Genomic DNA, 19,707 nt, shown 5'->3' with positions numbered 1-19,707 from the left:
TGCGGATCAGCGCTGCTCGTTATCCCGCAATGCGCTTGAAACTGGCGTAGTAATCGTCGGTGTAATAGCAGTCGCTGGTCTGCTTGCGCGGTCCACCACATACGATCCGGCGCTGCCCGCGATCCGTCGAGCCCGGGGTGCGGACCGTGTATGTGTGGTAGTAACCGCGCGGATGCTTGGGCAGCAAAAGCGCGCTGTTACGAAACAACACGCCGTCGTCCGCAAAGGGGAAGGGGCCGCCCGCTGTGATCAGCCGCAGTGTTTCGGCTGCTTCCCCCGGCAACTGTGCCTTGGTGACGGTACCGAGTGCGCCCGTCACTTGCGCGCCTGATGCGGTGGGTGTACCGCTTGCGCCTTGCGCTGGCTGAACGGGCGACTGGCTCGCGGATGCGCCCGATGCCTCAGTGACGTTTTGCGAACCCCCCTTGCCGCATCCGCCGAGGATCGCGCTCATGGCTACGATGCATGAAAAAGCCCACGCGCTTTTCACGAAACGATCCTCCCTCGTTGACCAGCACTCGACGACCAGGATAGATGTAAAGGTATCGCTAATGGCGGAGCGAATCAACGTTCGGCCGGAAGTCGGCATTCGGCACGCGACAACCATGCCCCCTTCATAAAGCGCCTTCAATTGTCAGTGACCGGTTCGCGCCGGGCGCTCCTACGCAGGATATCGGCAGGTACACCATACGTCCGGACGAACGCTCGGCGCATACGTTCGCGGTCCGCGAACCCCGTTTCCTGCGCCACCACGTTAATCGTGTGGCGGCCTTGCTCGATCATGAATCTGGCCGCTTCGAGGCGCAGTTGTTCGACAGCTTTGGCGGGCGACTGACCGGTCTCGGTGACGAAGGCGCGACTGAACTGGCGCGGGCTGAGGTTTGCGACATTCGCAAGTTCCTCGATTGTGAGTGGATTGCGCAGGTTGCGGCGAATATGCGCGAGGACCAGTTCGATCCGATCGGATTTCGGCGTCATGTCCAGCAGTGCTGAATGCTGCATCTGGCCACCCAATCGCCGCTGATTCATGACAAGAAGTCTGGCAACCATTTTTGCGGCATCCGGGCCGAGGTCGTTGTCGAGCAAAGCCAGGGCGAGGTCGATCCCCGCCGTCATTCCCGCCGAAGTCCAGAGTGGACCGTCGTTGACAAATATCCGGTCTTCTTCCGTGCGGACATTCGGGAAGCGCGCCCTGAATTCGGACGCGTGTGCCCAATGCATGGTTGCGCGTCTGCCATCCAGAAGTCCTGCCTCGCCGAGGACAAATGCGCCACTGCAGATCGAGGCAATCCGTCTGGATGCCCTCGCTGCCTCTTTCACGAACGCAACCACGGGAGCATCGGCAGCGGGCATTTTCATTTCAGTGATAGAGCCCACGATGACCGTGTCGAATGCCGGATCGCCAAACGCTTCGGTTTCCAATGTCATACCACCCGAAGATACAACCGGACCGCCGTGTTCGGACAGCAAATGGACCTCGTAGCACGGGCCTCTCGGCGGCAAATTCGCGATCTCGAATACCGTTAGAGCCGCAAGGCTCATCATCTGAAATCTTCTCGGCACTATGAAGCCAATCCGATGCATATCCGATCCCGCCGTACGCAGTATGAACGTGGTGTGAAAGAGCGCCGTCTGGGTCGAATTCCCGATAGCGGACTTGTGAATTCAGGTAGTCAGCTTACTGCGCTCGGGCTACGAATGTCATGAATGGTGGCAACAACGACATGGATCGTAATGGCTTGCGACGTTAAGGTTCAAGCACTTCTCTTATCCGCATCGCAGCTAGCCAAAGGAACATCATCATGTCGAAAGTCATCCGCGCGGCAGCGGTCCAGATCGCGCCCGTCCTCTATAGCCGGGAAGGCACTGTCGACAAAGTCGTCAGAAAAATTCTCGAACTCGGCAAGCAGGGCGTCCAGTTCGCAACGTTTCCCGAAACCGTCGTTCCCTATTATCCGTACTTCTCGTTCATCGAATCGCCTTTTGCAATGGGCGCTGAGCATTACAAGCTGCTCGAGCAGGCGGTGACCGTTCCGTCGGATACGACTCGCGCAATTGGCGAAGCGGCACGCCAGGCCGGAATGGTCGTATCGATTGGGGTCAACGAACGCGACCGCGGCACGATCTACAACACGCAACTATTGTTCGACGCCGACGGCACGCTCGTGCAGCGGCGTCGCAAGCTCTCGCCGACCTATCACGAGCGAATGGTATGGGGAATGGGTGACGGCTCAGGCCTGCGTGCAGTCGATACTGCTGTGGGCCGGGTGGGTCAGCTGGCGTGCTGGGAGCACTACAACCCGCTTGCGCGTTACGCGTTGATGGCCGACGGCGAGGAAATCCATTCGGCCATGTATCCGGGTTCGTTCGCCGGCGATCTTTTCTCGGAGCAGATCTCCGTGAACATCCGCCAGCACGCGCTGGAGGCGGGAGCCTTTGTGGTCAACGCGACTGCCTGGCTGACGCCCGAACAGCAACAGCAGATTCTGCACGATACCAATACAACCCAGATCGGCCCGATCTCCAGCGGCTGTTTCACCGCCATCGTTTCACCGGAGGGCGAGTACATGGGTGGCGCGCCGCTGCGTGAAGGAGAGGGCGAGATCATCGCCGATCTGGATTTCTGGCAGATCGATAAGCGCAAACGGATGATGGACTCGCGCGGTCATTACAGCCGCCCCGACGTGCTTGGGCTCGTGATCGATCGCACACCGAAGCTGCATGTCATCGAGCGATCGGTGCGTGCAGCGGGAGAAGAGCCAGCCAGCGACCTGGAAGAGATCGCGTGAACCGCATGTGCAATTGCGCACTACCGTCGTCGAATGCGCATCGCGCGAGTGCGATGCGCGAGACGCTTGAGAGTCGACCTGGCCACTTCGAGCCATCAACGCAGGAGTAAGCAAAAATGGACTTCAACGATGTCATGCTGGAGCGCAACGCCGACTTCGCAAACACCATGTTTGCGCCCGAACTGAAGATGATGCCGTCGACGGGAACGGTGGTGGTCGGCTGTGTCGATCCTCGCGTCGATCCCGCCAATGTGCTGGGTTTGAAGCAGGGTGAGGCGGCCGTCATTCGCAATGTCGGTGGCCGGGTGAACAAATCGTTGCTCGAAACGCTTGCAGTACTGAGTGTCGTCGCGAAAGCTGCAGGACGCCCGGATGGTGCGCGCAATCTCGTCCTGCTGCAACACACCGATTGCGGAATTATCGGCTGCTACAAGCACGCGCCCGCCTTGCTCGCGAAGCATCTCGATGTCGAGACGGACGCACTCGATAAGCTCGCTGTCACGGAGCCATACGAGGCGGTGTCGCTCGATGTCGCCGCACTGCGCACGAACAGCAACCTTCCCGATAACCTGATCGTGTCGGGACTGGTTTACGACGTCAAGACAGGCCTCGTCAAGGTCGTGGTTCCGCCTGCACCTCTGCGTGAGACGGTGGGCTGAGAGCCGCCTCGACGAAAGAGCCGGCACTCTAACCGTCAGGCTTTCCAGCCGGGAACGCAACACTAAAGCGCCGCCTATACATTCGCTCGACGGTCGCCGCGGTTAAGGCGCCCGTGTGCGCCAGACTCGCGGACGAGTCTGGCGCAACGAAACCAAACCGCCAACCGCATCAGATCTTCGGATGCTGATCGCGCACGGGGCTCACGGATTCGAGCAATGACGCGACATGGAGAATGGTTGGCTCCGCCTGCCAGCTGCCGACGATCTGCACGTTAATAGGCAACGCGTCCTTGCTCGTGCCGAATCGCATTGAAATGCCGGGCAAACCGGTCACGTTGAGCGGTACCGTTGCGCCCTGCAGATACCTGGCGTCGACGGTCTCACCGTTGATCGTGAATGTGTCAACGCCATGTTTGTGTGCAGGGATCGGTAGGACGTGGGTAATCAACGCGTCGTATCTCGTGAAGTATTCGGCGTAGCCGTCCCGCAGACGCTCGGCGGCCTGTTCGGCGTCGAGATAGTCCTTCATGGAAGGGTCAGGCAGCGCGAGCATTGTTCTCGCCATCTTGTACAGTTCGTCCTGACCATGCCCCGCCGTGGCTTCCGCGAACGCGGGCTTCATCTCCATAACGTGCAGACGGTTGAACACATCAAGAGCGAAGTCACGTTCCAGCGCGGGAATACTGACGGGCTCGACGAGGCAGCCTACGGTCCTGAGCGCTTCCGCCGCCGACTGCACAGTCGCGGCGACTTCGGGATCGACCGGTCCGAACCCCGGCCCAACCATCCAGCCCACCCTCAACGGTCGATCATGCGAACGCACGACGCCCGCATCGAATTGCACGGTGCTGCTCGCAAAAGCGTCCTGCCCGTCCGGGCCCGCCAACTGCGAGAAGGCAAGTTCAAGGTCGCGGATGCTTCGCGCCATGGGACCTACATGCCAGAAGCGGCGCGGTGCCCGCGGCCAGATGCCGGTCATTGGTACTCGCCCGTGGGTGGCCTTAAGCGAGACGATGCCGGTCTGCGCGGCCGGGCCACGCACCGAGATGGCGAGATCAGTGCCGAGTCCCAGCGGCGACATACCTGCTGCAATGGCCGCCGATTCGCCGCCGCTTGACCCACCGGGTGTCCGGTCAAGGTCCCACGGATTGTTCGACCGACCGCTAAGCAGGTTGTCGCTCTCGATCCAATAAGAGAATTCGGGCAGATTGGTTTTTGCGAGGAGAATGCCGCCTGCCTTTTTCAGCCGCGCAACGCTAACTGCGTCGGCGTCAGGCACGCGTCCTTTGAAAATGGGCGAACCACGCTGCGTCGGCACACCTGCTGTGTCGATCGAGTCTTTCGCAGTGAAGGGCACACCGTGAAGCGGCCCGAGCGTCTGTCCGGCGAGCACAGCCGCTTCGGCGGCTTTCGCGGCCTTCATCGCGTCGTCCGCGACCGTAACAACTGCGTTGACCTTGGGATCGATCGCTTCAATCCGGTCAAGGTGCGCCTGCATGACTTCAACCGGCGAGATTTCGCGCTTGCGGATCAGTTCTGCCAGTCGCGTTGCATCCTGAAAAAAGATTTCCGAGCTCATAACTTCCTCTATCCGTGGTCGATTCGATGATGTAGACGACATCCTACCTAACGTTAGATAGGATAACTCTGCGTTAAAAAAGCCGACGGCTAGTCGGCCCCGATTCGTTATACCTAACGTTTGTTAGGTTGGACTTTAGGCGCTACAATCCGCGCAGTCAACAGTTTTTTTGCGGAGACTTGCCATGAAAAATCAGGCCGCTGGAAGTTCGAGCGACAGAATTGTCGTCGCGGCTACAAGAATGGCGCAGGCACACGGGTACGGCGGACTGAACATTCGCGACCTTGCGCAGGACGTGGGTATCAAGGCTGCAAGCATCTATCATCACTTCGCAAGCAAGGCCGACCTCGCTGCGGCCGTTGCCAGGCGTTACTGGGAAGATTCCGCGGCAGTCCTGGAAGCGCTTGCGACCGAGTCGGCGGATCCGCTTGCTAGCCTGCGTCGATATCCGGAGACGTTTCGCAAGTCGCTCGAGAGCGACAACCGCATGTGCCTGAGCAGCTTCATGGCCGCAGAGTATGACGATCTCCCCGAAGGAGTGAAAAAAGAGGTTCAGGTCTTCGCGGACGTGAATGTCGCATGGCTGGAAAAAAATCTTCGAGAAGCCAAGATCGTCGACGCAAAGCGGGCTCGCCAACGTGCCTGCGCCATCTATGCGGCCGTCGCCGGTGCGCAGCTCATGGCGCGTGGTCGCGCGGACATCGCGCTGTTTGACGCGCTCATGGATAGTTATAGGCAGGCCGGGTTGTTGCCCGGCTGACGCTTTCCTCGACCCATATCGACCCGAATTGCGGAATGCTGGCTGCCGGAGCGTTCGACGTCTACATTTCCGTCCCGTAACGTCGCCCGAGGACCCGCACCATTATTGCCATACGCAATGCGGCTATTAAAGCCATTGCATTGCCAGCATGTGCGCGGAGCCGTATCTTCGTTTGCGTTCAAGGAGACGCATATGAAGATCGCATTTCTAGGGGCTGGAGCGCTGGGTTGCGCAATCGGCTCCGCGCTGACCGAAGGCGGCCATGAGACGTGGCTCGTCGACCGGTCTGCCGCGCACGTCGAAGCCATGTCCCGCGACGGTCTGCAAGTCGACGACGAGCGCGGCACGCGCCGGGTCAAGGTCCGCGCGACGATGAATCCGGCAGAAGTTGGCCCCGTCGACCTCGTTATCGTGCTGGTCAAGTCCTTTCACACCGATCAGGCGATGCGCGGCGCGCTCGATCTCGTCGGTCCGGAAACGGTCGTGCTGTCGTTGCAGAACGGCCTCGGCCACGAAGACGTACTGAGCGAGATCGTCGGACGCGAGCGCGTGCTTGCCGGCAAGACGTATGTCGGCGGAGTCCTGCGTGGGCCCGGCCATATCCGGGCCGGCGTGACGGGCAAGCTCACGATCATCGGCGAACTCGACGGCCGCGTCACGGGCCGTGCGCAAGCGATCGCGGATGCGTTCAACGGCGCCGGTCTGAAGACCACGGTCAGCGACAACATTCTCGGCACGATGTGGGACAAGCTGCTCATCAACGTCGCGACGGGCGCGATCACGGGCATCACGCAGCTCACCTATGGCCAGCTCTACGATGAGCCTGTTCTGAAAGCGACGTCGCTCGCGGCCGTTGAAGAAGCAATGGCTGCGGCCCAGGCCGCCGGCATCACGCTTTCCATCACGAATGCCGAAGACGCCTGGAACATGGCCGCCGAAGGTCTTCCGCCCGCATTCAAGACATCGATGCTGCAAAGCCTTGAAAAGTCTTCCATCACCGAAATCGACTTTATCAACGGCGCAGTCGTGCGCTGGGGCGAGCGCCTCAACGTGCCGACTCCGGTGAACTCGACGCTCGTCGCCTGCATCAAGGGCATCGAACGAGCGATGACGGACCGCCGGAAACAAGAGGCCGCAGCATGAGCGCGACGAGAGCCTATCTGGAACACGTCGCGATCTGGGTGAAGGACATTCACTGGCATATCGGCTTCTTCGAAAATGTGCTCGGTATGACGATGCGAGAAGTCGACGGCACTCGCGACGAGCCTCGTCAGTACTGGACGCTGGGCGGCCTGCAGTTCATCAGCGCGCCTCAGCATGAGGACCCCGAGGGACGGCTCGCGCATCTCGGCGTCATGTGCGAAGACCTCGAAGCCGCGCTCGCCGCCGCGCACGCGTTCGGCGTCACAGAAATGCCGCAGGGCCGCAACTGGCTGCGTCTGCCCGACGGCCTCGCCGTCGAACTCATTCAGGCTAAACCTGCTACGTGCGTGGCGCAGGCGCTGGCGATCAACCCACGCGCGGAGGCGTGAGCATGAGCACCACCACCATCACCGAAAAATACTGGGACGATGCGCGGGAAGGCGACGAGTGCGTAAGCCCCAGCTATACCGTCACGAAAGAACGCATCCTCGCTTACGCCGATCTCACAGGCGATCACACGCCGGTGCATGTCGACGAGGAATACGCCAATGCGAGCCATTTCGGTTCGATCGTCGCGCATGGTCTCTTCGGATTGTCGATTGCCGATGGCCTGAAGACGCAAAGTGACTATCGCTTTCTGCCTGGCATGTCGCTCGGCTGGACGTGGGACTTTCTGCTGCCGATCAAGGCTAACGACGTACTGCATGTGAAGTTTCGCGTCGGCTCGATGCGCGCGAGCAAGAGCCGTCCGGACTGGGGCATCGTCGTGCTGCCGTCGGAACTGATCAACCAGAACGGCGAAATCGTTCAACGCGGCGAGCATCGTCTGATGATCCCGCGCCGTCCGGGAGCGAAATGATGCAGGCGCGTCCCCTCGAAGGTATCCGCGTCGTCGACTACAGCCACTTTCTCGCCGGTCCCTATGTCGGCCGATGCCTTGCGGCGCTCGGGGCGGAAGTCATCAAGGTCGAGCGTCCCGGCAGCGGCGACGCAGGCCGTCAGCACGCCACCGTCCTCGACGACCAGCAAAGTGCCTACTTCCTGCAGCTCAACATGGGCAAGCGCGGCGTGAGCGTCAATATGAAAGATCCGCGGGGCAAGGCGTTCATGCAGCGTCTGTGCGATTCCGCCGACGTGTTTATCGAGAACTACCGGCCGGGCGCGCTGGACAAGCTCGGGCTCGGGTACGCCGCGTTGTCCGAACGCAATCCGGGTCTCGTCTACTGCTCGATTTCCGCGTATGGACATACCGGACCGGATGCGCATCGCGCGGGCTTCGGCCTCATTGCGGAAGCGAAGAGCGGCATCATGCAGATGATCGGCAACCCCGGTGAGCCGCCGCCACTCATGCGCATTTCGCTCGGCGACATGTACACCGGCATTCATGCGGTCGCGGCCATCAACGCCGCGCTGCTCGGCCGGGCGAAGAGCGGACGCGGTCAGCACATCGACATGGCGCTGTATGACGCGCTCTTTTCGATGCATGAATATGCGGTGCAGTGCTACACGATGCAAGGCGTGGTGCCGGAGCAAACGGGTCACGACATGCCGACATCGACGTTGTACGGCGTGTTTCGCGCGGCCGACGGCGATCTCGTCATCGCGGCGCAAGTCGATGATTCGTGGAAGCGCTTCGCCACGCTCGTCGAGCAACACGGCGGTCCGGCTGGCTTCGGCAACGACGAGCGCTTCCATAGTCTGAACGGACGGAATGCGAATCGCGAGGCCATTCTCGCGGTCGTTCAACCGTGGGTAGCCGCGCGGCCTGTCGCGGAAGTGCTGGCCTTGCTCGACAGCGTCGATGTGCCGAGCGCGAAGGTTCAGCGCATAGATGAAGTTGTCGCCGATCCGCAGATCGTCGCGCGCGGCATGGTGATCGAGCAGGAGCATCCGCGCTTCGGAAAACTGCGTCTGCCGAACCTGCCATTCCGCTTCTCCGACTGCGATACGTCGATACGCGAAGTCGGCCCCGATCTCGGGCAGCACAACGAGGAAGTGGCTCAATCGCTGGGCTTCAGCGCGGCAGAGATCGACGCGATGCAAACCGATGGCGTGCTCTTCTCGAAGCCGGGTGCGCAATGAGCGATCGATATGCGGTAATCGGCAATCCGATCGGACATACGAAATCGCCGCTGATCCACGGTCTTTTCGCAGAGGAGACCGGACAGGACATGACGTATGACGCCATCGAAGGGCCGCTGGAACCGGCCAATGCCTTCGACGATACGGTGAGAACTTTCATTGCTGCGGGCGGCAAGGGCATGAACGTCACTGCGCCGTTCAAGCTACAGGCATTCGCCATGGCCGACGAGCGCAGCGAAAGGGCTGCACTCGCCGGGGCTGTCAACGCGATGAAGTTCGAGAACGGGCGCATCGTGGCGGAGAACTTCGACGGCGTCGGACTCGTGCGTGACATTGAAATCAACCTGCATCAGCCGATGGCGGGCAAGCGCGTGCTGGTCCTGGGCGCGGGCGGAGCGGTGCGCGGCGCGTTGCTGCCGTTCATTGCGGCGCGGCCTGCACGACTCGTCATCGCAAACCGGCACGTGGACAAGGCGAAGGCGCTCGCCGAACAGGTTGCGGCTGACGCAGCACTCATCGCGTGCGGCTATGCGGAGCTTGAATCGATGGGACAGTTCGACCTCGTCGTCAACGCGACGTCCGCGAGCCTGACCGGGCAGCGGCCGCCTGTTCCGCCGAGCGTCTTCAGCGCAAGCGGCACAGCGTATGAACTCGCGTACGGAAAGGGTCTCACGCCGTTCCTGCGGCTAGCGCGTCACGCGGGCGTGCAAGGTGTCGCGGATGGCGTCGGCATGCTGGTCGAACAGGCCGCCGAAGCGTTCGCATGGTGGCGAGGCGTGCGTCCGCGCACGCACGCGATCATCGACCAGCTCACGGTTCCGCTGGATTGACGCGACCAAGAAACACCGCGTGCAAAGGGAGACTGATGACGGACTTTCGTTATCGCGGGTAGGCTGTGGCTCTAACCGATCGTCGCGTTCGCTATCGTGTTCAATCTGATCTCGATGTGGGCGATTCACGCCGGCTCGGAAGACACGGAGAGTGATATGAAGAAAACGCGTATCGCCGTAGCGGGTGCCGGCTATATCGGTCTCGAGCATATTCGTGTCGTCTGGGAAAGCGCGACTTGCGTCCTGTCGGCGGTGGTCGGTCCGTCGGTCGCGGCGGCCGACATTGCCGCGAAAGCACATGTGCCGCATTACCGCTCGCTCGATGAACTCTTCAGGAAAGACCGTCCCGACGGGGTGGTTCTTGCAACGCCGAACACCCTTCACCTGGAACACGCGCGCTTGAGCATGCAGGCAGGTGTGCCGATGCTGCTGGAGAAGCCTATAGCGGCCACGGTGGAGGAGGCAGAAGCGCTCGTCGCCGATGCCGACCGCTACGGCGCGAGCGTGCTGATCGGTCATCACCGCGCGCACAGTCCGATCATGGCTCGCGCAAGGGCGATCATCGACGAAGGCAGGCTCGGCTCGATAGTCGCGGTGATGGGCAGCGCAATGTTCTTCAAACCCGATCAGTATTTCGAGGACGCGCCGTGGCGCAAGGAACCGGGCGCAGGCCCGATTCTGCTCAACATGATTCACGACATCCATAACCTGCGGATGCTATGCGGTGACATCGTGGCGGTGCAGGCGTTTTCGTCAAACGCGACGCGCGGCTTTGCAGTCGAAGATACCGTCGCCGTCAATCTGCGTTTCGCGAGCGGCGCACTCGGCACATTCCTGTTGTCGGATACGGCCGCCAGTGCACGCAGTTGGGAACAGACCTCGCAAGAAAACAAGGCATACACGTCCTACTCTGACGAAGACTGTTATGTGATCGCCGGCACCTTCGGATCATTGGCGATTCCGACCATGCGCCTCAAGACCTACGGGAAAGCTGAGGATCGATCCTGGTGGAAGCCGTTCGATGTCAGCGTGGAGGACGTGATGCGCGACGATCCTCTCAAGTATCAGATGGAACACTTCGGACAAGTCGTGCGAGGCGAGGCGAAACCGATCGTCACCGCGCGCGACGGCCTGCAAAATCTGCGCATTACCGAAGCGATCGTGATGGCGGCAAAAACGGGCGCCGTTGTCGAAACGACGCCAGTCTAAACATCGTATGGATAACTCATGAAAACTTTCCTCATGCTGCACGGCATCAACCACAACATGTTCGGCAAGCGCGATCCGGTTCAATATGGAACTGCCACGCTTGCCGATATCGATGCTCAACTTCAGGCGCTGGCCACGGAGCTTGGCGTGATGGTGGAGAGCTACCAGACAAACAGCGAAGGAGACATGTGTGCGCGGATCCATCAGGCTTTCGTCGATGAAGTCGATGGCGTGCTGATCAATGCGGGCGCATGGACGCACTATAGCTATGGCATTCGGGACGCGCTCGCCATCCTGACCGTACCCATCGTGGAGATTCATATGTCCAACCTTCACGCGCGCGAAGCCTTTCGCCATCATTCGGTGTTCGCCGAAATCGTGAAGGGACAGATTTGCGGCTTTGGTATCGATAGCTACTCGCTCGGACTGCGGGCGGCAGTGTCGGCTGCTGCCTGATATCTGATGCGTCGGGCGAGGCGCGGGGTGCAAACGCCGCGCGCAAGACACGGGGATGCGCCCCTGCGCAACGCAATGAATACAATGGCGACATTGCCTTCGACAATATCGTCATGAATACTTCCGAGCTACCTGACCTCAAGCTGCTGCAGCTCTTCGACCTGCTGTACGACGTGCGTAGCGTCACGCGCGCTGCCGAGCAACTTGGGCAGAGTCAGCCCACGGTCAGCATCTGGCTGGGGCGTCTACGGGAACACCTGCAGGACCCGCTGTTCGTCCGTACACCAGGCGGGATGACGCCGACGCCGCAGGCGGATGCGCTGATCGGACCGTGCAGGCAGATCCTAGAGTCGCTTCGCCGGTTTTCGGCGTGGGAGATATCGTTTGATCCGAACACGGCAAAGCGCCGATTCCGCATCTGCATGACCGATGCAAGTCACATCACGCTGCTTCCCAGGATGCTGGCACACGTGCGCGCCCACGCGCCGGGCATTCGGCTGGAAGCCGCGAGAATCGATGGAAACACGGAGCGCGCGCTCGAATCCGGCGAGGCCGATCTGGCGATCGGGCATATACCGTGGCTCGGCAGCGGCATGTATCAGCAACAGCTCTATATGCAGGATTGGGTCTGTCTTGCCAATCCTGACCATCCGCGTGTGCGCACCAGGCTCAGCATGAAGCAGTACTGTCGCGAGGGGCACGTGATCATTGCCGCTGGGACGGGCGCACAATTGCTGGAGCAGGCGCTGTTGCGCGAGAACATAGAGCGCGATGTTGTACTCGAGCTTCCGGGCATGCTCGGGCTGGGCTCAATCATCAAGTCGACCGATTTAATCGCCACGTTGCCGCGAAACATCGGGGAGACATTGGCGAGGGTGAACGACATTGCGGTCCATTCCTGTCCGTTCCAGGTCGATAAATTTGCGGTGCGGCAGCATTGGCATGCGAAGTACCATCACGAGGCGGGCAATCGCTGGTTGCGCTCCGTTGTGGCCAACCTGTTTTCGAGTAGAAGTTAGTGTCGTGTGAGTCGGCCGATACGAAATGACCTGAGCGACGTGCGAGCCGACACACATTGCGCGCTCTCAGGTCGCACCGTATCAGCAGGAGAAACGCTGCAACGATGGCGATTCCAAGCACTTGCGCAGCCATACTCATTTTCGGTCCCCGTTGAGGTTCGCAACTTGGTGCGCGGCGCTTTCGCACATGCAACAGCCAACGGAGTGGGGCTTCTCTCGCCCTTTGCACAGCCTCGGCTACCACCGGGCGTCGCCAATGATGCGAACGTACTGGCGATAGAGCTCGTTCTTGAGAGCGATGAACCGGGCCGCTGCCGGTCAACTTTGAAGCGGTTGTTTCGCCGCGGCAAGGGCCAGTCACCGTCCATATCCATTTCGGCCTCGAGTTGGATAAAGTACTTTGCCCGGACCTTACCATACTCATCTGCTAGCGCCGGTGATCTTCGTGACCTCTTGATGACATCCCTTTAAGGTGTGGCGCATACGCCGCCCGCAGCTCGCGACGTCGTCGTGCTTCCGCTATTTGGATTAGCATGCCGGGCTAGGTCATATGCTCGCGCATCGAGCGCGCCTCCAAAATTGCCAGGACATACGTGGGAGTTTGTTTTGAAGAAACGCGCTACCGTGGTCTGCCGCAGAGGCAAGCGAATCCTCCTGGTCGCACGCAGTGAATCAAGGTGGGCATTGCCGGGCGGAATCCTCAAGCGTGGAGAACATCGTTCGGACGCCGCGCTCCGAGAACTCAAGGACGAAACGCGGCTTACAGGCAAGTCAGCCAAACATCTTTTCGACTTCCGTGGCAAGCAGAAGCACCATCACGTGTTCTCCTGCGAAATCTCGAATCGCGCCAAGGCTCGCCCCAGTAACGAAATATCCCGTTGTCGCTGGGTGCACCTGGATGACATCCCTCGCCTCATAACGAGCGGGCCGACAACCGACATCGTGAAACTTATGAGCCAACAGCGCAGGAAGTAGCGCGGTTTTCAAGGTGGATAGCACGCAACCAACGTCGTCTGGAAGCCTCGTCCAAGGATCGTTCTCCCATTGCAGCCAGGCCGCGCATCCGGCGCTGTCCAAGCTGACCGGAACATCCGCGCGAGTCTGTTTCTGAATTCGATTCGCCGCACCAACCATTTGGCCATCAGTCCCGGGCTCTTAACTTCAGATTCCGCAACGCTGAAGTCCAGTAGGACACTTGAACGACATAGCCGCAAAACGGGTTGCCCACGGCGATGTTTATGCTCCTCCTTCCGCCAGTGCATGAAGACTCGATCGTTTTTCGTTTTTGCTCGATGCGATGAAGTCAGTTGACTGGAGTGCAACCGTGTCTGAACCGGCAACCGGCCGCTTGCTTTTGGCCCGACCCAGGATACGCTTCAAAGACGTGTAGAAGAGTTCAAGCTGTCTTGCGTCAGACGCGCCTGGTTCGAGGTCGAATACATTCTCGAGCACGCGGCGCGACACATAGAAACGCTGAAGTCCCCGGACCACACGGACCTGAAATACGATGCCATCGCTGTTATGCGGCACCCCCGCCCAAACGAGCGCATGGCTGCTCATGGAGCCCCCGGTTCATCATTCTGTGTTCAAAAACAGCTGGTCATTTGATGGTCGCACACTGAGCGGTGGCCGGATATCTTTCAAAACTGTGCCAGGCAAAGATTTGATATTTTTACAACGGCCAATATTGCGACGCATCCAAGTACAGTTAGACTGGAAAACTAACGTCGCCGCGCTTGCGCTCGCTCAGAAGGAAGAATGCGCCATGGCTACAGTCCTGGACTCAGGTCACACTGCCGTTCCCGGATTGCATGTTTTCGAGCAAGCGGGAAACTGGCATTGAGGTGTCACCGTTCCGCGCGTCGGGGGATGCGGTTTCGAACTGATCGCCTTCAGCGATAGAACCTTCCCGGTCGATGACGCTGGTCTGCTTCCTGGGGTAGAGGTTTAAACGCGCGGTCCGTGATGGACACGACAGCCGTGTCACAACGACGGAGTGGATATGACAGGACATGCTTGGGATCGGGTGCCGATTGACGCTCAAAGTATCGAGGCGCCGCTTTCACAGGCCGCGATCTTTCTTGTGGTCGGCGTGAACGAGGGGGGCGACGCCCTCGCCAAGGTTCGCGATCTGCTCGGTGGGATTGACGACCTCGTGAAATCCGTAGGATTTCGCGACCTCTCCGCCCGGCTGTCCTGCATCGCCGGGATCGGTAGCCAACTGTGGGATCGCATGGGTGCGCCCAACAAGCCTCGCGAACTGAAGCCGTTCGCCGAGATTGAAGGGGTGCGGCACAAGGCGCCGGCTACGCCAGGCGATCTCCTCTTTCACATTCGTGCCGAACGGCCAGATTTCTGCTTTGAGTTCGAGCGAATCCTGCTGCGGACCCTCGGGTCGGCGGTGACGATGATCGACGAGGTTTCGGGTTTCAGATATTTCGATGCTCGTGACCTGCTTGGCTTCGTTGACGGCACTGCCAACCCGGTCGGACACGAGATCGGTCAGTCCGCGCTCGTCGGCGACGAGGATTCCGACTTTATTGGCGGTAGCTACGTCGTGGTGCAGAAATATCTGCACGATCTTGCGGCTTGGGGCGAAACCTCGACCGCCGTGCAGGAGAAAATTGTCGGCCGAACCAAGATCGACAATATCGAACTCGATGACGACGATGCCCCACGCAAGTCGCACAAGACGCTGGCTACCATCGTCGATGAGGATGGCAACGAGCACGATATCTTGCGCGACAACATGCCTTTCGGTCGCGCCGGCCACGGCGAGTTCGGTACCTACTTTATCGGATACACCCGGCATTTGTGGGTGATCGAGAAGATGCTGGAGCGGATGTTCGTTGGCGAACCGGCGGGCGCTTATGACAGGCTTCTGGACTTCTCCACGGCACATACCGGTACGACCTTCTTTGCTCCCTCCCGATCGATGTTGGCCAAGCTGGCGGGCGGCTAGTTCATCTTAGCCTCCTGCCGAGCACCGAGCAGATACCCAGTTCAGATTTAGCTTTATAAGAGGATTCGCGCCAAGCGGTGACCGAACCAGCTTGGCACCGCGAACCATTGAAGCAATAGTTGGCCATTCATTTCGTTCAAGCAAAAACTATCGTGTTCAGTCATTTATTGCTCAACTCGTCGCTCACCTGTCGATTAAAGCAAAAGCCGGGAATACTTAAAGGAATAACTGAACGGTAACTTAGGGGCGATGTTGAGCGTTTGCGCGGATCGTTAAACTAGAAAGTGAGCGTCATTTGCAGAAATCAATGAGAAAGTGAATTCATTTTCGATGGCTGGCTAAGTACTTGAATTTTCGTGAGCCAGTCTGCGAGGAATTAAAGGGTTAAAGCAAAACCTGAGCGTTCGGTCGCGTCTAGGCGTCTCGAAAGGTTGCATGACGGGTAGTTAGCCAGAATTTGAAACGTGAGGTCAGCAGTCAAGCAAAAGGTCCATTAACTGTGGCGTCCGATAATCGGCCGAAAGCGGCCAGAGTCGACTGTCGTTGTTAGTTCTATACAGATACAATGACCGAATCCAGTTTGTCGCTACCTTGAAATGGATGAGCTGATTGTTGGACTCAATGCGTGGATTATTCAGGATGGGAACTATGACGAATTCAGATGCGGTGAGCCGTACAAACTTGCGCTTGAGTTCAATGGTTCGACATTGACTCCTTCTGACAAGCGTGCGATGCGGTGCCAGAACAAGGGCACTTCCCTGTACGACGTTGTGGCGAAAATAATATTCTCGACTCCTGAAGTCTGGGTGATTGACTTCGGGGTCAAGGTCTTTTGCGAATCTAGACCACCGAGGTTTGCAAAGGTTGGACAGTGGGTACAGGGGGAAATATGGCTCGGTATTGACCCATTCTTTTACAAAGAGCGTCTGCATCGGATACAAGGAATGCCGGACCTTTTCGTAGACTGGAGTGTCACTCGAATTCAGTTGGAAACCACGCCTTGGATCGAAGACATGTCAGGAGTCAGGACGTTAATGAAGCGGAACAGTCAGCGCGAAGAGTGGACCGACAAGGCAGTGACAGACGCGTGGACAGATGACGCAGGGCGAGCCGAGTATCTTCTGTCACTGTCGAGGTAGATGCCTGGTTAAGACGGCGGCGGTGCACTCGAAAGCGGCCGTTCAACCGCCAACTCGCAATGTCGGGAACGGGTCGATTTAGCGCGCTCGCCGAGGGCCCGGCTCGACCGACCATCAAGAGACATTCAATCATCTGATTTTAGCCACGTTCGTCCGACCGCTGTGCCTTTTAGGACGGACATTCAACGCGCGGTTGTCACGGCATTCGAGGGGATACACCGCCGGATAGCGATTCGGCGGCACTGCATAGTAGATTTCCTGTGAATCGCACTTCGCCCGAGCTGCGATCTTGGCCTGCGTCTTTCGGTCGCGGTCACGTCGCAAGACTGCTGACAAACTGTTTGATGCTGGCCAAGACGGATTGTTGATCGCCCGCGAAGACCCAGTGATCGGCACCGTCGAGCTCGACGAATCGCGCCTGCGCGATGTGGCTGGCGAGATGCCCGCCGGCGCCGATGCGAACGGCGCGGTCGCCGTGACGGTGGAGCACTAGGGTGGGTGCGGAAATTCGACCCAAAAGGTCCCGCACATCCATATCGCGCAACGCCTCGAGCACGCCCTTGATGGCTCCCGGGCTCGACGCGGCCCGCAGCAAGCCTGCCCACCAGGCTCTCGCCTGCGGATCGCAGGCGAGGCTCGGCGCGAATGTTTCGATACCGGCAGGGCCGCCCCAAGCGGAGACGAGCTGCCGCAGCCACGTGTCGTACTGGCTTGCCTGCAGCGCGTGCGGATAGTCGGGTGCCGCGCTCCCCTTCGCCAACGAGCCGAAGAGAATGAGGCCGGCGACACGGTCGGGCTGATCAGCGGCAAATTTGATGCATGCCGGTCCGCCCTCGGACGCGCCGAACAGCACGATCCGGCGGCTGCCAGCGGCGTCAAGCACTGTGCCGATGTCCTGCGCGGTCGCGTCGACGCTGGGATTGAACCCCACCCGGTCGGAAAGCCCGATGCCGCGACGATCGAGCAGGACAAGACGGCCCATCTCATTGAGCGCGGACAGGAACGCCCGGCACCGGGGCTCCTCCCAGACCCGTTCGACGTGGGACACGAAACCGGGCAGCACCAGAACATCAATGCGGCCGGCACCATAGGTCTGGAACGCGAGATGGACGTCGCCACCACTAACGTAGCGCGTCGGCGATGTGTCCTCGATCAGCAACGTTGCGCCGGCGTTCAGCAGCGCCCGCGTCTCGGTTTCGGGCGCCACATCGAGCTCGTCGCGCAGGCGCTGCATCAGGGCCTCGAAGTGGCGCTCGGCCGTGGCCCGATCTCCAGCGAGCTGGAGATTGCGGATGAGGTGCCGGCCGTACACTTCGCTGAGCGGATCGAGCTCAACGAGACGGCCGGCGTGCGCGGCTGCGGCCACGTAGTCGCCGGCCGCATGCTTGTCGTGCACCACCCGCTCGAGCGCCTGGATCGCCCGGCCTCGCAAGGCCTCACGGCGAAAGAAAGCCCACTCGTCGAACTGCGGGCAGTCGCCAAGCGAAAAACCTTCGAGAAAGTCGCCGGGATAATGACGGCAGGCCCGCTCGAACTCGCCGCGGTCGCAGGCTTGCTCGAACAGCTGGGAATCCAACTGCAGGTCGATCGCTGATGACCATCGAACCGTCGACCGGTCGGTTGTGAGAACGTTGTCGCCAAGCGTGAGATGGAGGCGATGCAACAGGCGCCGCAGCCGCGCCCGCACGACGTCTTCGCAGCTTTCCGGCCACAACATGGTGGCGACGGCATCGCGCCCGACTGGGCCCTTCGCTTCGGCCAGGTAGATCAGCAGGGCCAGGCCTTTGCGCAAGGCCAGCTGACACAGCCGGCCGTCCCGACGGATCTCCGGAAATCCAAGCGTCCGCACGCTGAACAGAGCCATCGTGATGCAACCCTCAATGACGGCGTCCAGGGGACGCTCAGGGGACGAGGCGATCCTACCATGCACTACAGACGATGGTCGCTGGACTCATCGCGACGGATTGAACTGGAGGATTGCCATGAAGAACCTGGGCGAGCATGCGATCGTGATAGGCGCCAGCATGGGTGGGCTGCTGGCCGCACGCGCACTATCGGATTTCTATACCACCGTCACTGTGCTCGAACGCGATGCGTTTCCGGCAGCAGACACTCCGCGCAAGGGCGTCCCGCAGGGTCGCCACACCCATGGGCTTCTTGCGCGCGGCAGCGCCGTACTCGAGGAATTCTTCCCAGGATATAACAACGAGGTTGTTGCGCAAAGCGGCGGATTGCTCGGCGATGTTGCCAACGATGTGACCTGGATAGGTCGCAACGTTACGCTTGCTAATGGCAAGAGCGACCTGATCGGCCTGCTTGCGAGCCGTCCCGTGCTCGAAGGCCATCTGCGCCGACGGCTCCTAGGGTTGCCGAACGTGCGCGCCATAGAGAACTGCGTTGTGCGGGGTCTTGTCACCGATCGCGCTCGCAAGAGCGTAACGGGTGTGCGCATACGTGTTGAGGGCAGGCTGGAAGAGACCGTCAACGCGGACCTTGTCGTCGATGCGAGCGGCCGCGGCTCAAACAGTGCGGCATGGCTTGAAGCGCTCGGCTACCAGGCTCCCATTAACGAGAAAGTCGAGGTCGGCATTGGCTACATGACCCGTACCTATCGACGTCGGCCGACCGACCTTGACGGCAAGCTCGGCATGGTTGTCGCCGGTAATGCGCCGAACTGGCGCAACGGCGTCATGCTCGCGCAAGAGAACGACAGCTGGATCGTCAGTGCCGGCGGCTTTCTGGGTGACGACGCACCCGACAACGATCAAGGTTTTCTCGCATATCTGGCGACGCTGCCGACCATGGAGATTCACGACGTAGTAGCAAGCGCGGAGCCGCTATCCGATTTCAGACGCTACCGCTACGACTCCAGTCTGCGCCGACGGTACGAGAAGCTCACATGCTTCCCTGGGAACTACCTGGTTTTCGGTGATGCCATTTGCTCCTTCAATCCGGTATACGGGCAGGGCATGACGGTCGCGGCGCAGGAGGCTCTGACGCTGCAACAGTGCCTGCGCGCGAGCCCGAACGACCTCGCGCGGCGATTCTTCAAGGCGGCCGCGAAGGTCGTTGACACTCCG

At 60.1% G+C, this 19,707-nt stretch carries 20 protein-coding genes; 15 read left to right on the top strand and 5 right to left on the bottom strand.

Annotated elements, in window-relative coordinates:
* Window positions 1-19: 19 nt before the first annotated feature.
* Together BCA01S_RS21315 and BCA01S_RS21310 are read right to left on the bottom strand one after the other, a co-directional pair.
* A complete protein-coding gene (locus BCA01S_RS21315) occupies window positions 20-490 on the bottom strand; it encodes a ribonuclease (protein ID WP_027778658.1) in 471 nt (156 codons plus the stop codon).
* Window positions 491-627: 137 nt separating this feature from the next.
* Window positions 628-1,584 (bottom strand): GlxA family transcriptional regulator, encoded by a 957-nt coding sequence (locus BCA01S_RS21310; RefSeq protein WP_027778657.1) that lies wholly within the window; start codon window positions 1,582-1,584, stop codon window positions 628-630.
* A gap of 218 nt (window positions 1,585-1,802) precedes the next feature.
* On the opposite strand from BCA01S_RS21310, the gene BCA01S_RS21305 reads away from it, so the two are divergent.
* Both BCA01S_RS21305 and BCA01S_RS21300 read left to right on the top strand, forming a co-directional pair.
* Window positions 1,803-2,789: a nitrilase-related carbon-nitrogen hydrolase gene (locus BCA01S_RS21305; RefSeq protein WP_027778656.1), complete on the top strand. Its 987-nt coding sequence runs from the start codon at window positions 1,803-1,805 to the stop codon at window positions 2,787-2,789.
* A 116-nt stretch (window positions 2,790-2,905) separates the two neighbouring features.
* Complete coding sequence (locus tag BCA01S_RS21300) at window positions 2,906-3,448, top strand: carbonic anhydrase (RefSeq protein WP_027778655.1); 543 nt, start codon at window positions 2,906-2,908, stop codon at window positions 3,446-3,448.
* A 169-nt stretch (window positions 3,449-3,617) separates the two neighbouring features.
* Here BCA01S_RS21300 and BCA01S_RS21295 read toward each other — a convergent pair whose 3' ends face one another.
* Complete coding sequence (locus BCA01S_RS21295) at window positions 3,618-5,027, bottom strand: amidase (protein WP_027778654.1); 1,410 nt, start codon at window positions 5,025-5,027, stop codon at window positions 3,618-3,620.
* A 184-nt stretch (window positions 5,028-5,211) separates the two neighbouring features.
* Between BCA01S_RS21295 and BCA01S_RS21290 the strand changes: the two genes are divergently transcribed.
* The 10 genes from BCA01S_RS21290 to BCA01S_RS37235 all read left to right on the top strand — a co-directional run bounded on the left by BCA01S_RS21290 (window position 5,212) and on the right by BCA01S_RS37235 (window position 13,501).
* The gene (locus BCA01S_RS21290; protein ID WP_027778653.1) at window positions 5,212-5,787 is read left to right on the top strand and encodes a TetR/AcrR family transcriptional regulator; all 576 of its coding nucleotides are present in this window, start codon (window positions 5,212-5,214) and stop codon (window positions 5,785-5,787) included.
* Window positions 5,788-5,979: 192 nt separating this feature from the next.
* Window positions 5,980-6,930 carry a ketopantoate reductase family protein gene (locus BCA01S_RS21285; RefSeq protein WP_027778652.1) on the top strand — a complete coding sequence of 317 codons (951 nt, stop codon included), beginning with the start codon at window positions 5,980-5,982 and terminating at the stop codon, window positions 6,928-6,930.
* Window positions 6,927-7,319: a VOC family protein gene (locus tag BCA01S_RS21280; protein ID WP_027778651.1), complete on the top strand. Its 393-nt coding sequence runs from the start codon at window positions 6,927-6,929 to the stop codon at window positions 7,317-7,319. Before BCA01S_RS21285 ends, BCA01S_RS21280 begins: the two co-directional genes overlap by 4 nt.
* Before the next feature lie 2 nt (window positions 7,320-7,321).
* On the top strand, window positions 7,322-7,789 hold the full coding sequence (locus BCA01S_RS21275) for a MaoC family dehydratase (RefSeq protein ID WP_027778650.1): 468 nt from the start codon (window positions 7,322-7,324) through the stop codon (window positions 7,787-7,789).
* Window positions 7,789-9,012, top strand: a complete 1,224-nt coding sequence (locus BCA01S_RS21270; protein WP_027778649.1) for a CaiB/BaiF CoA transferase family protein — start codon at window positions 7,789-7,791, stop codon at window positions 9,010-9,012. The genes BCA01S_RS21275 and BCA01S_RS21270 overlap by 1 nt, the downstream gene beginning before the upstream one ends.
* Window positions 9,009-9,842, top strand: a complete 834-nt coding sequence (aroE, locus tag BCA01S_RS21265) for a shikimate dehydrogenase (RefSeq protein ID WP_027778648.1) — start codon at window positions 9,009-9,011, stop codon at window positions 9,840-9,842. Before BCA01S_RS21270 ends, aroE begins: the two co-directional genes overlap by 4 nt.
* A 156-nt stretch (window positions 9,843-9,998) precedes the next feature.
* Window positions 9,999-11,051 (top strand): Gfo/Idh/MocA family protein, encoded by a 1,053-nt coding sequence (locus BCA01S_RS21260; protein WP_027778647.1) that lies wholly within the window; start codon window positions 9,999-10,001, stop codon window positions 11,049-11,051.
* An 18-nt stretch (window positions 11,052-11,069) separates the two neighbouring features.
* On the top strand, window positions 11,070-11,507 hold the full coding sequence (gene aroQ / locus BCA01S_RS21255; RefSeq protein ID WP_027778646.1) for a type II 3-dehydroquinate dehydratase: 438 nt from the start codon (window positions 11,070-11,072) through the stop codon (window positions 11,505-11,507).
* A gap of 113 nt (window positions 11,508-11,620) precedes the next feature.
* Complete coding sequence (locus BCA01S_RS21250) at window positions 11,621-12,526, top strand: LysR family transcriptional regulator (protein WP_027778645.1); 906 nt, start codon at window positions 11,621-11,623, stop codon at window positions 12,524-12,526.
* A gap of 606 nt (window positions 12,527-13,132) precedes the next feature.
* The gene (locus BCA01S_RS37235) at window positions 13,133-13,501 is read left to right on the top strand and encodes an NUDIX hydrolase (protein ID WP_084166898.1); all 369 of its coding nucleotides are present in this window, start codon (window positions 13,133-13,135) and stop codon (window positions 13,499-13,501) included.
* 261 nt (window positions 13,502-13,762) lie between these two features.
* Here BCA01S_RS37235 and BCA01S_RS35055 read toward each other — a convergent pair whose 3' ends face one another.
* Entirely contained in the window at window positions 13,763-14,086 is a 324-nt protein-coding gene (locus tag BCA01S_RS35055) for a hypothetical protein (protein ID WP_042319073.1), read from the bottom strand.
* A gap of 442 nt (window positions 14,087-14,528) precedes the next feature.
* On the opposite strand from BCA01S_RS35055, the gene BCA01S_RS21235 reads away from it, so the two are divergent.
* Window positions 14,529-15,488 carry a Dyp-type peroxidase gene (locus BCA01S_RS21235; RefSeq protein ID WP_027778643.1) on the top strand — a complete coding sequence of 320 codons (960 nt, stop codon included), beginning with the start codon at window positions 14,529-14,531 and terminating at the stop codon, window positions 15,486-15,488.
* Between the two features lie 596 nt (window positions 15,489-16,084).
* Window positions 16,085-16,627, top strand: coding sequence for a hypothetical protein (locus BCA01S_RS21230; protein ID WP_027778642.1), 543 nt, complete (start codon window positions 16,085-16,087; stop codon window positions 16,625-16,627).
* Window positions 16,628-16,940: 313 nt separating this feature from the next.
* Here the strand turns inward: BCA01S_RS21230 and BCA01S_RS21225 are convergent, their stop codons facing one another.
* A complete protein-coding gene (locus BCA01S_RS21225; RefSeq protein WP_027778641.1) occupies window positions 16,941-18,491 on the bottom strand; it encodes a bifunctional AfsR/SARP family transcriptional regulator/alpha/beta hydrolase in 1,551 nt (516 codons plus the stop codon).
* Between the two features lie 118 nt (window positions 18,492-18,609).
* On the opposite strand from BCA01S_RS21225, the gene BCA01S_RS21220 reads away from it, so the two are divergent.
* The coding region (locus BCA01S_RS21220) for an FAD-dependent oxidoreductase (RefSeq protein WP_027778640.1) at window positions 18,610-19,707 on the top strand (1,098 nt) is incomplete at its 3' end.

The sequence above is a fragment of the Paraburkholderia caledonica NBRC 102488 genome (assembly GCF_000685095.1).
Taxonomy (GTDB): domain Bacteria; phylum Pseudomonadota; class Gammaproteobacteria; order Burkholderiales; family Burkholderiaceae; genus Paraburkholderia; species Paraburkholderia caledonica.
Note: the sequence above shows the minus strand (reverse complement) of the source record. Positions and strands in the feature narration are given on the sequence as shown.

Bases quoted from the DNA above. Each gene is read 5' to 3' on its own strand.
- BCA01S_RS21285 (WP_027778652.1), top strand. From the start codon at position 5,980: ATGAAGATCGCATTTCTAGGGGCTGGAGCGCTGGGTTGCGCAATCGGC.
- BCA01S_RS21305 (WP_027778656.1), top strand. From the start codon at position 1,803: ATGTCGAAAGTCATCCGCGCGGCAGCGGTCCAGATCGCGCCCGTCCTC.
- BCA01S_RS35055 (WP_042319073.1), bottom strand. From the start codon at position 14,086: ATGAGCAGCCATGCGCTCGTTTGGGCGGGGGTGCCGCATAACAGCGAT.
- BCA01S_RS21235 (WP_027778643.1), top strand. From the start codon at position 14,529: ATGACAGGACATGCTTGGGATCGGGTGCCGATTGACGCTCAAAGTATC.
- BCA01S_RS21300 (WP_027778655.1), top strand. From the start codon at position 2,906: ATGGACTTCAACGATGTCATGCTGGAGCGCAACGCCGACTTCGCAAAC.
- BCA01S_RS21250 (WP_027778645.1), top strand. From the start codon at position 11,621: ATGAATACTTCCGAGCTACCTGACCTCAAGCTGCTGCAGCTCTTCGAC.
- BCA01S_RS21230 (WP_027778642.1), top strand. From the start codon at position 16,085: ATGGATGAGCTGATTGTTGGACTCAATGCGTGGATTATTCAGGATGGG.
- BCA01S_RS21310 (WP_027778657.1), bottom strand. From the start codon at position 1,584: ATGCATCGGATTGGCTTCATAGTGCCGAGAAGATTTCAGATGATGAGC.
- BCA01S_RS21275 (WP_027778650.1), top strand. From the start codon at position 7,322: ATGAGCACCACCACCATCACCGAAAAATACTGGGACGATGCGCGGGAA.
- aroE (WP_027778648.1), top strand. From the start codon at position 9,009: ATGAGCGATCGATATGCGGTAATCGGCAATCCGATCGGACATACGAAA.
- BCA01S_RS21295 (WP_027778654.1), bottom strand. From the start codon at position 5,027: ATGAGCTCGGAAATCTTTTTTCAGGATGCAACGCGACTGGCAGAACTG.
- BCA01S_RS21260 (WP_027778647.1), top strand. From the start codon at position 9,999: ATGAAGAAAACGCGTATCGCCGTAGCGGGTGCCGGCTATATCGGTCTC.
- BCA01S_RS21290 (WP_027778653.1), top strand. From the start codon at position 5,212: ATGAAAAATCAGGCCGCTGGAAGTTCGAGCGACAGAATTGTCGTCGCG.
- aroQ (WP_027778646.1), top strand. From the start codon at position 11,070: ATGAAAACTTTCCTCATGCTGCACGGCATCAACCACAACATGTTCGGC.
- BCA01S_RS21280 (WP_027778651.1), top strand. From the start codon at position 6,927: ATGAGCGCGACGAGAGCCTATCTGGAACACGTCGCGATCTGGGTGAAG.
- BCA01S_RS21225 (WP_027778641.1), bottom strand. From the start codon at position 18,491: ATGGCTCTGTTCAGCGTGCGGACGCTTGGATTTCCGGAGATCCGTCGG.
- BCA01S_RS21270 (WP_027778649.1), top strand. From the start codon at position 7,789: ATGCAGGCGCGTCCCCTCGAAGGTATCCGCGTCGTCGACTACAGCCAC.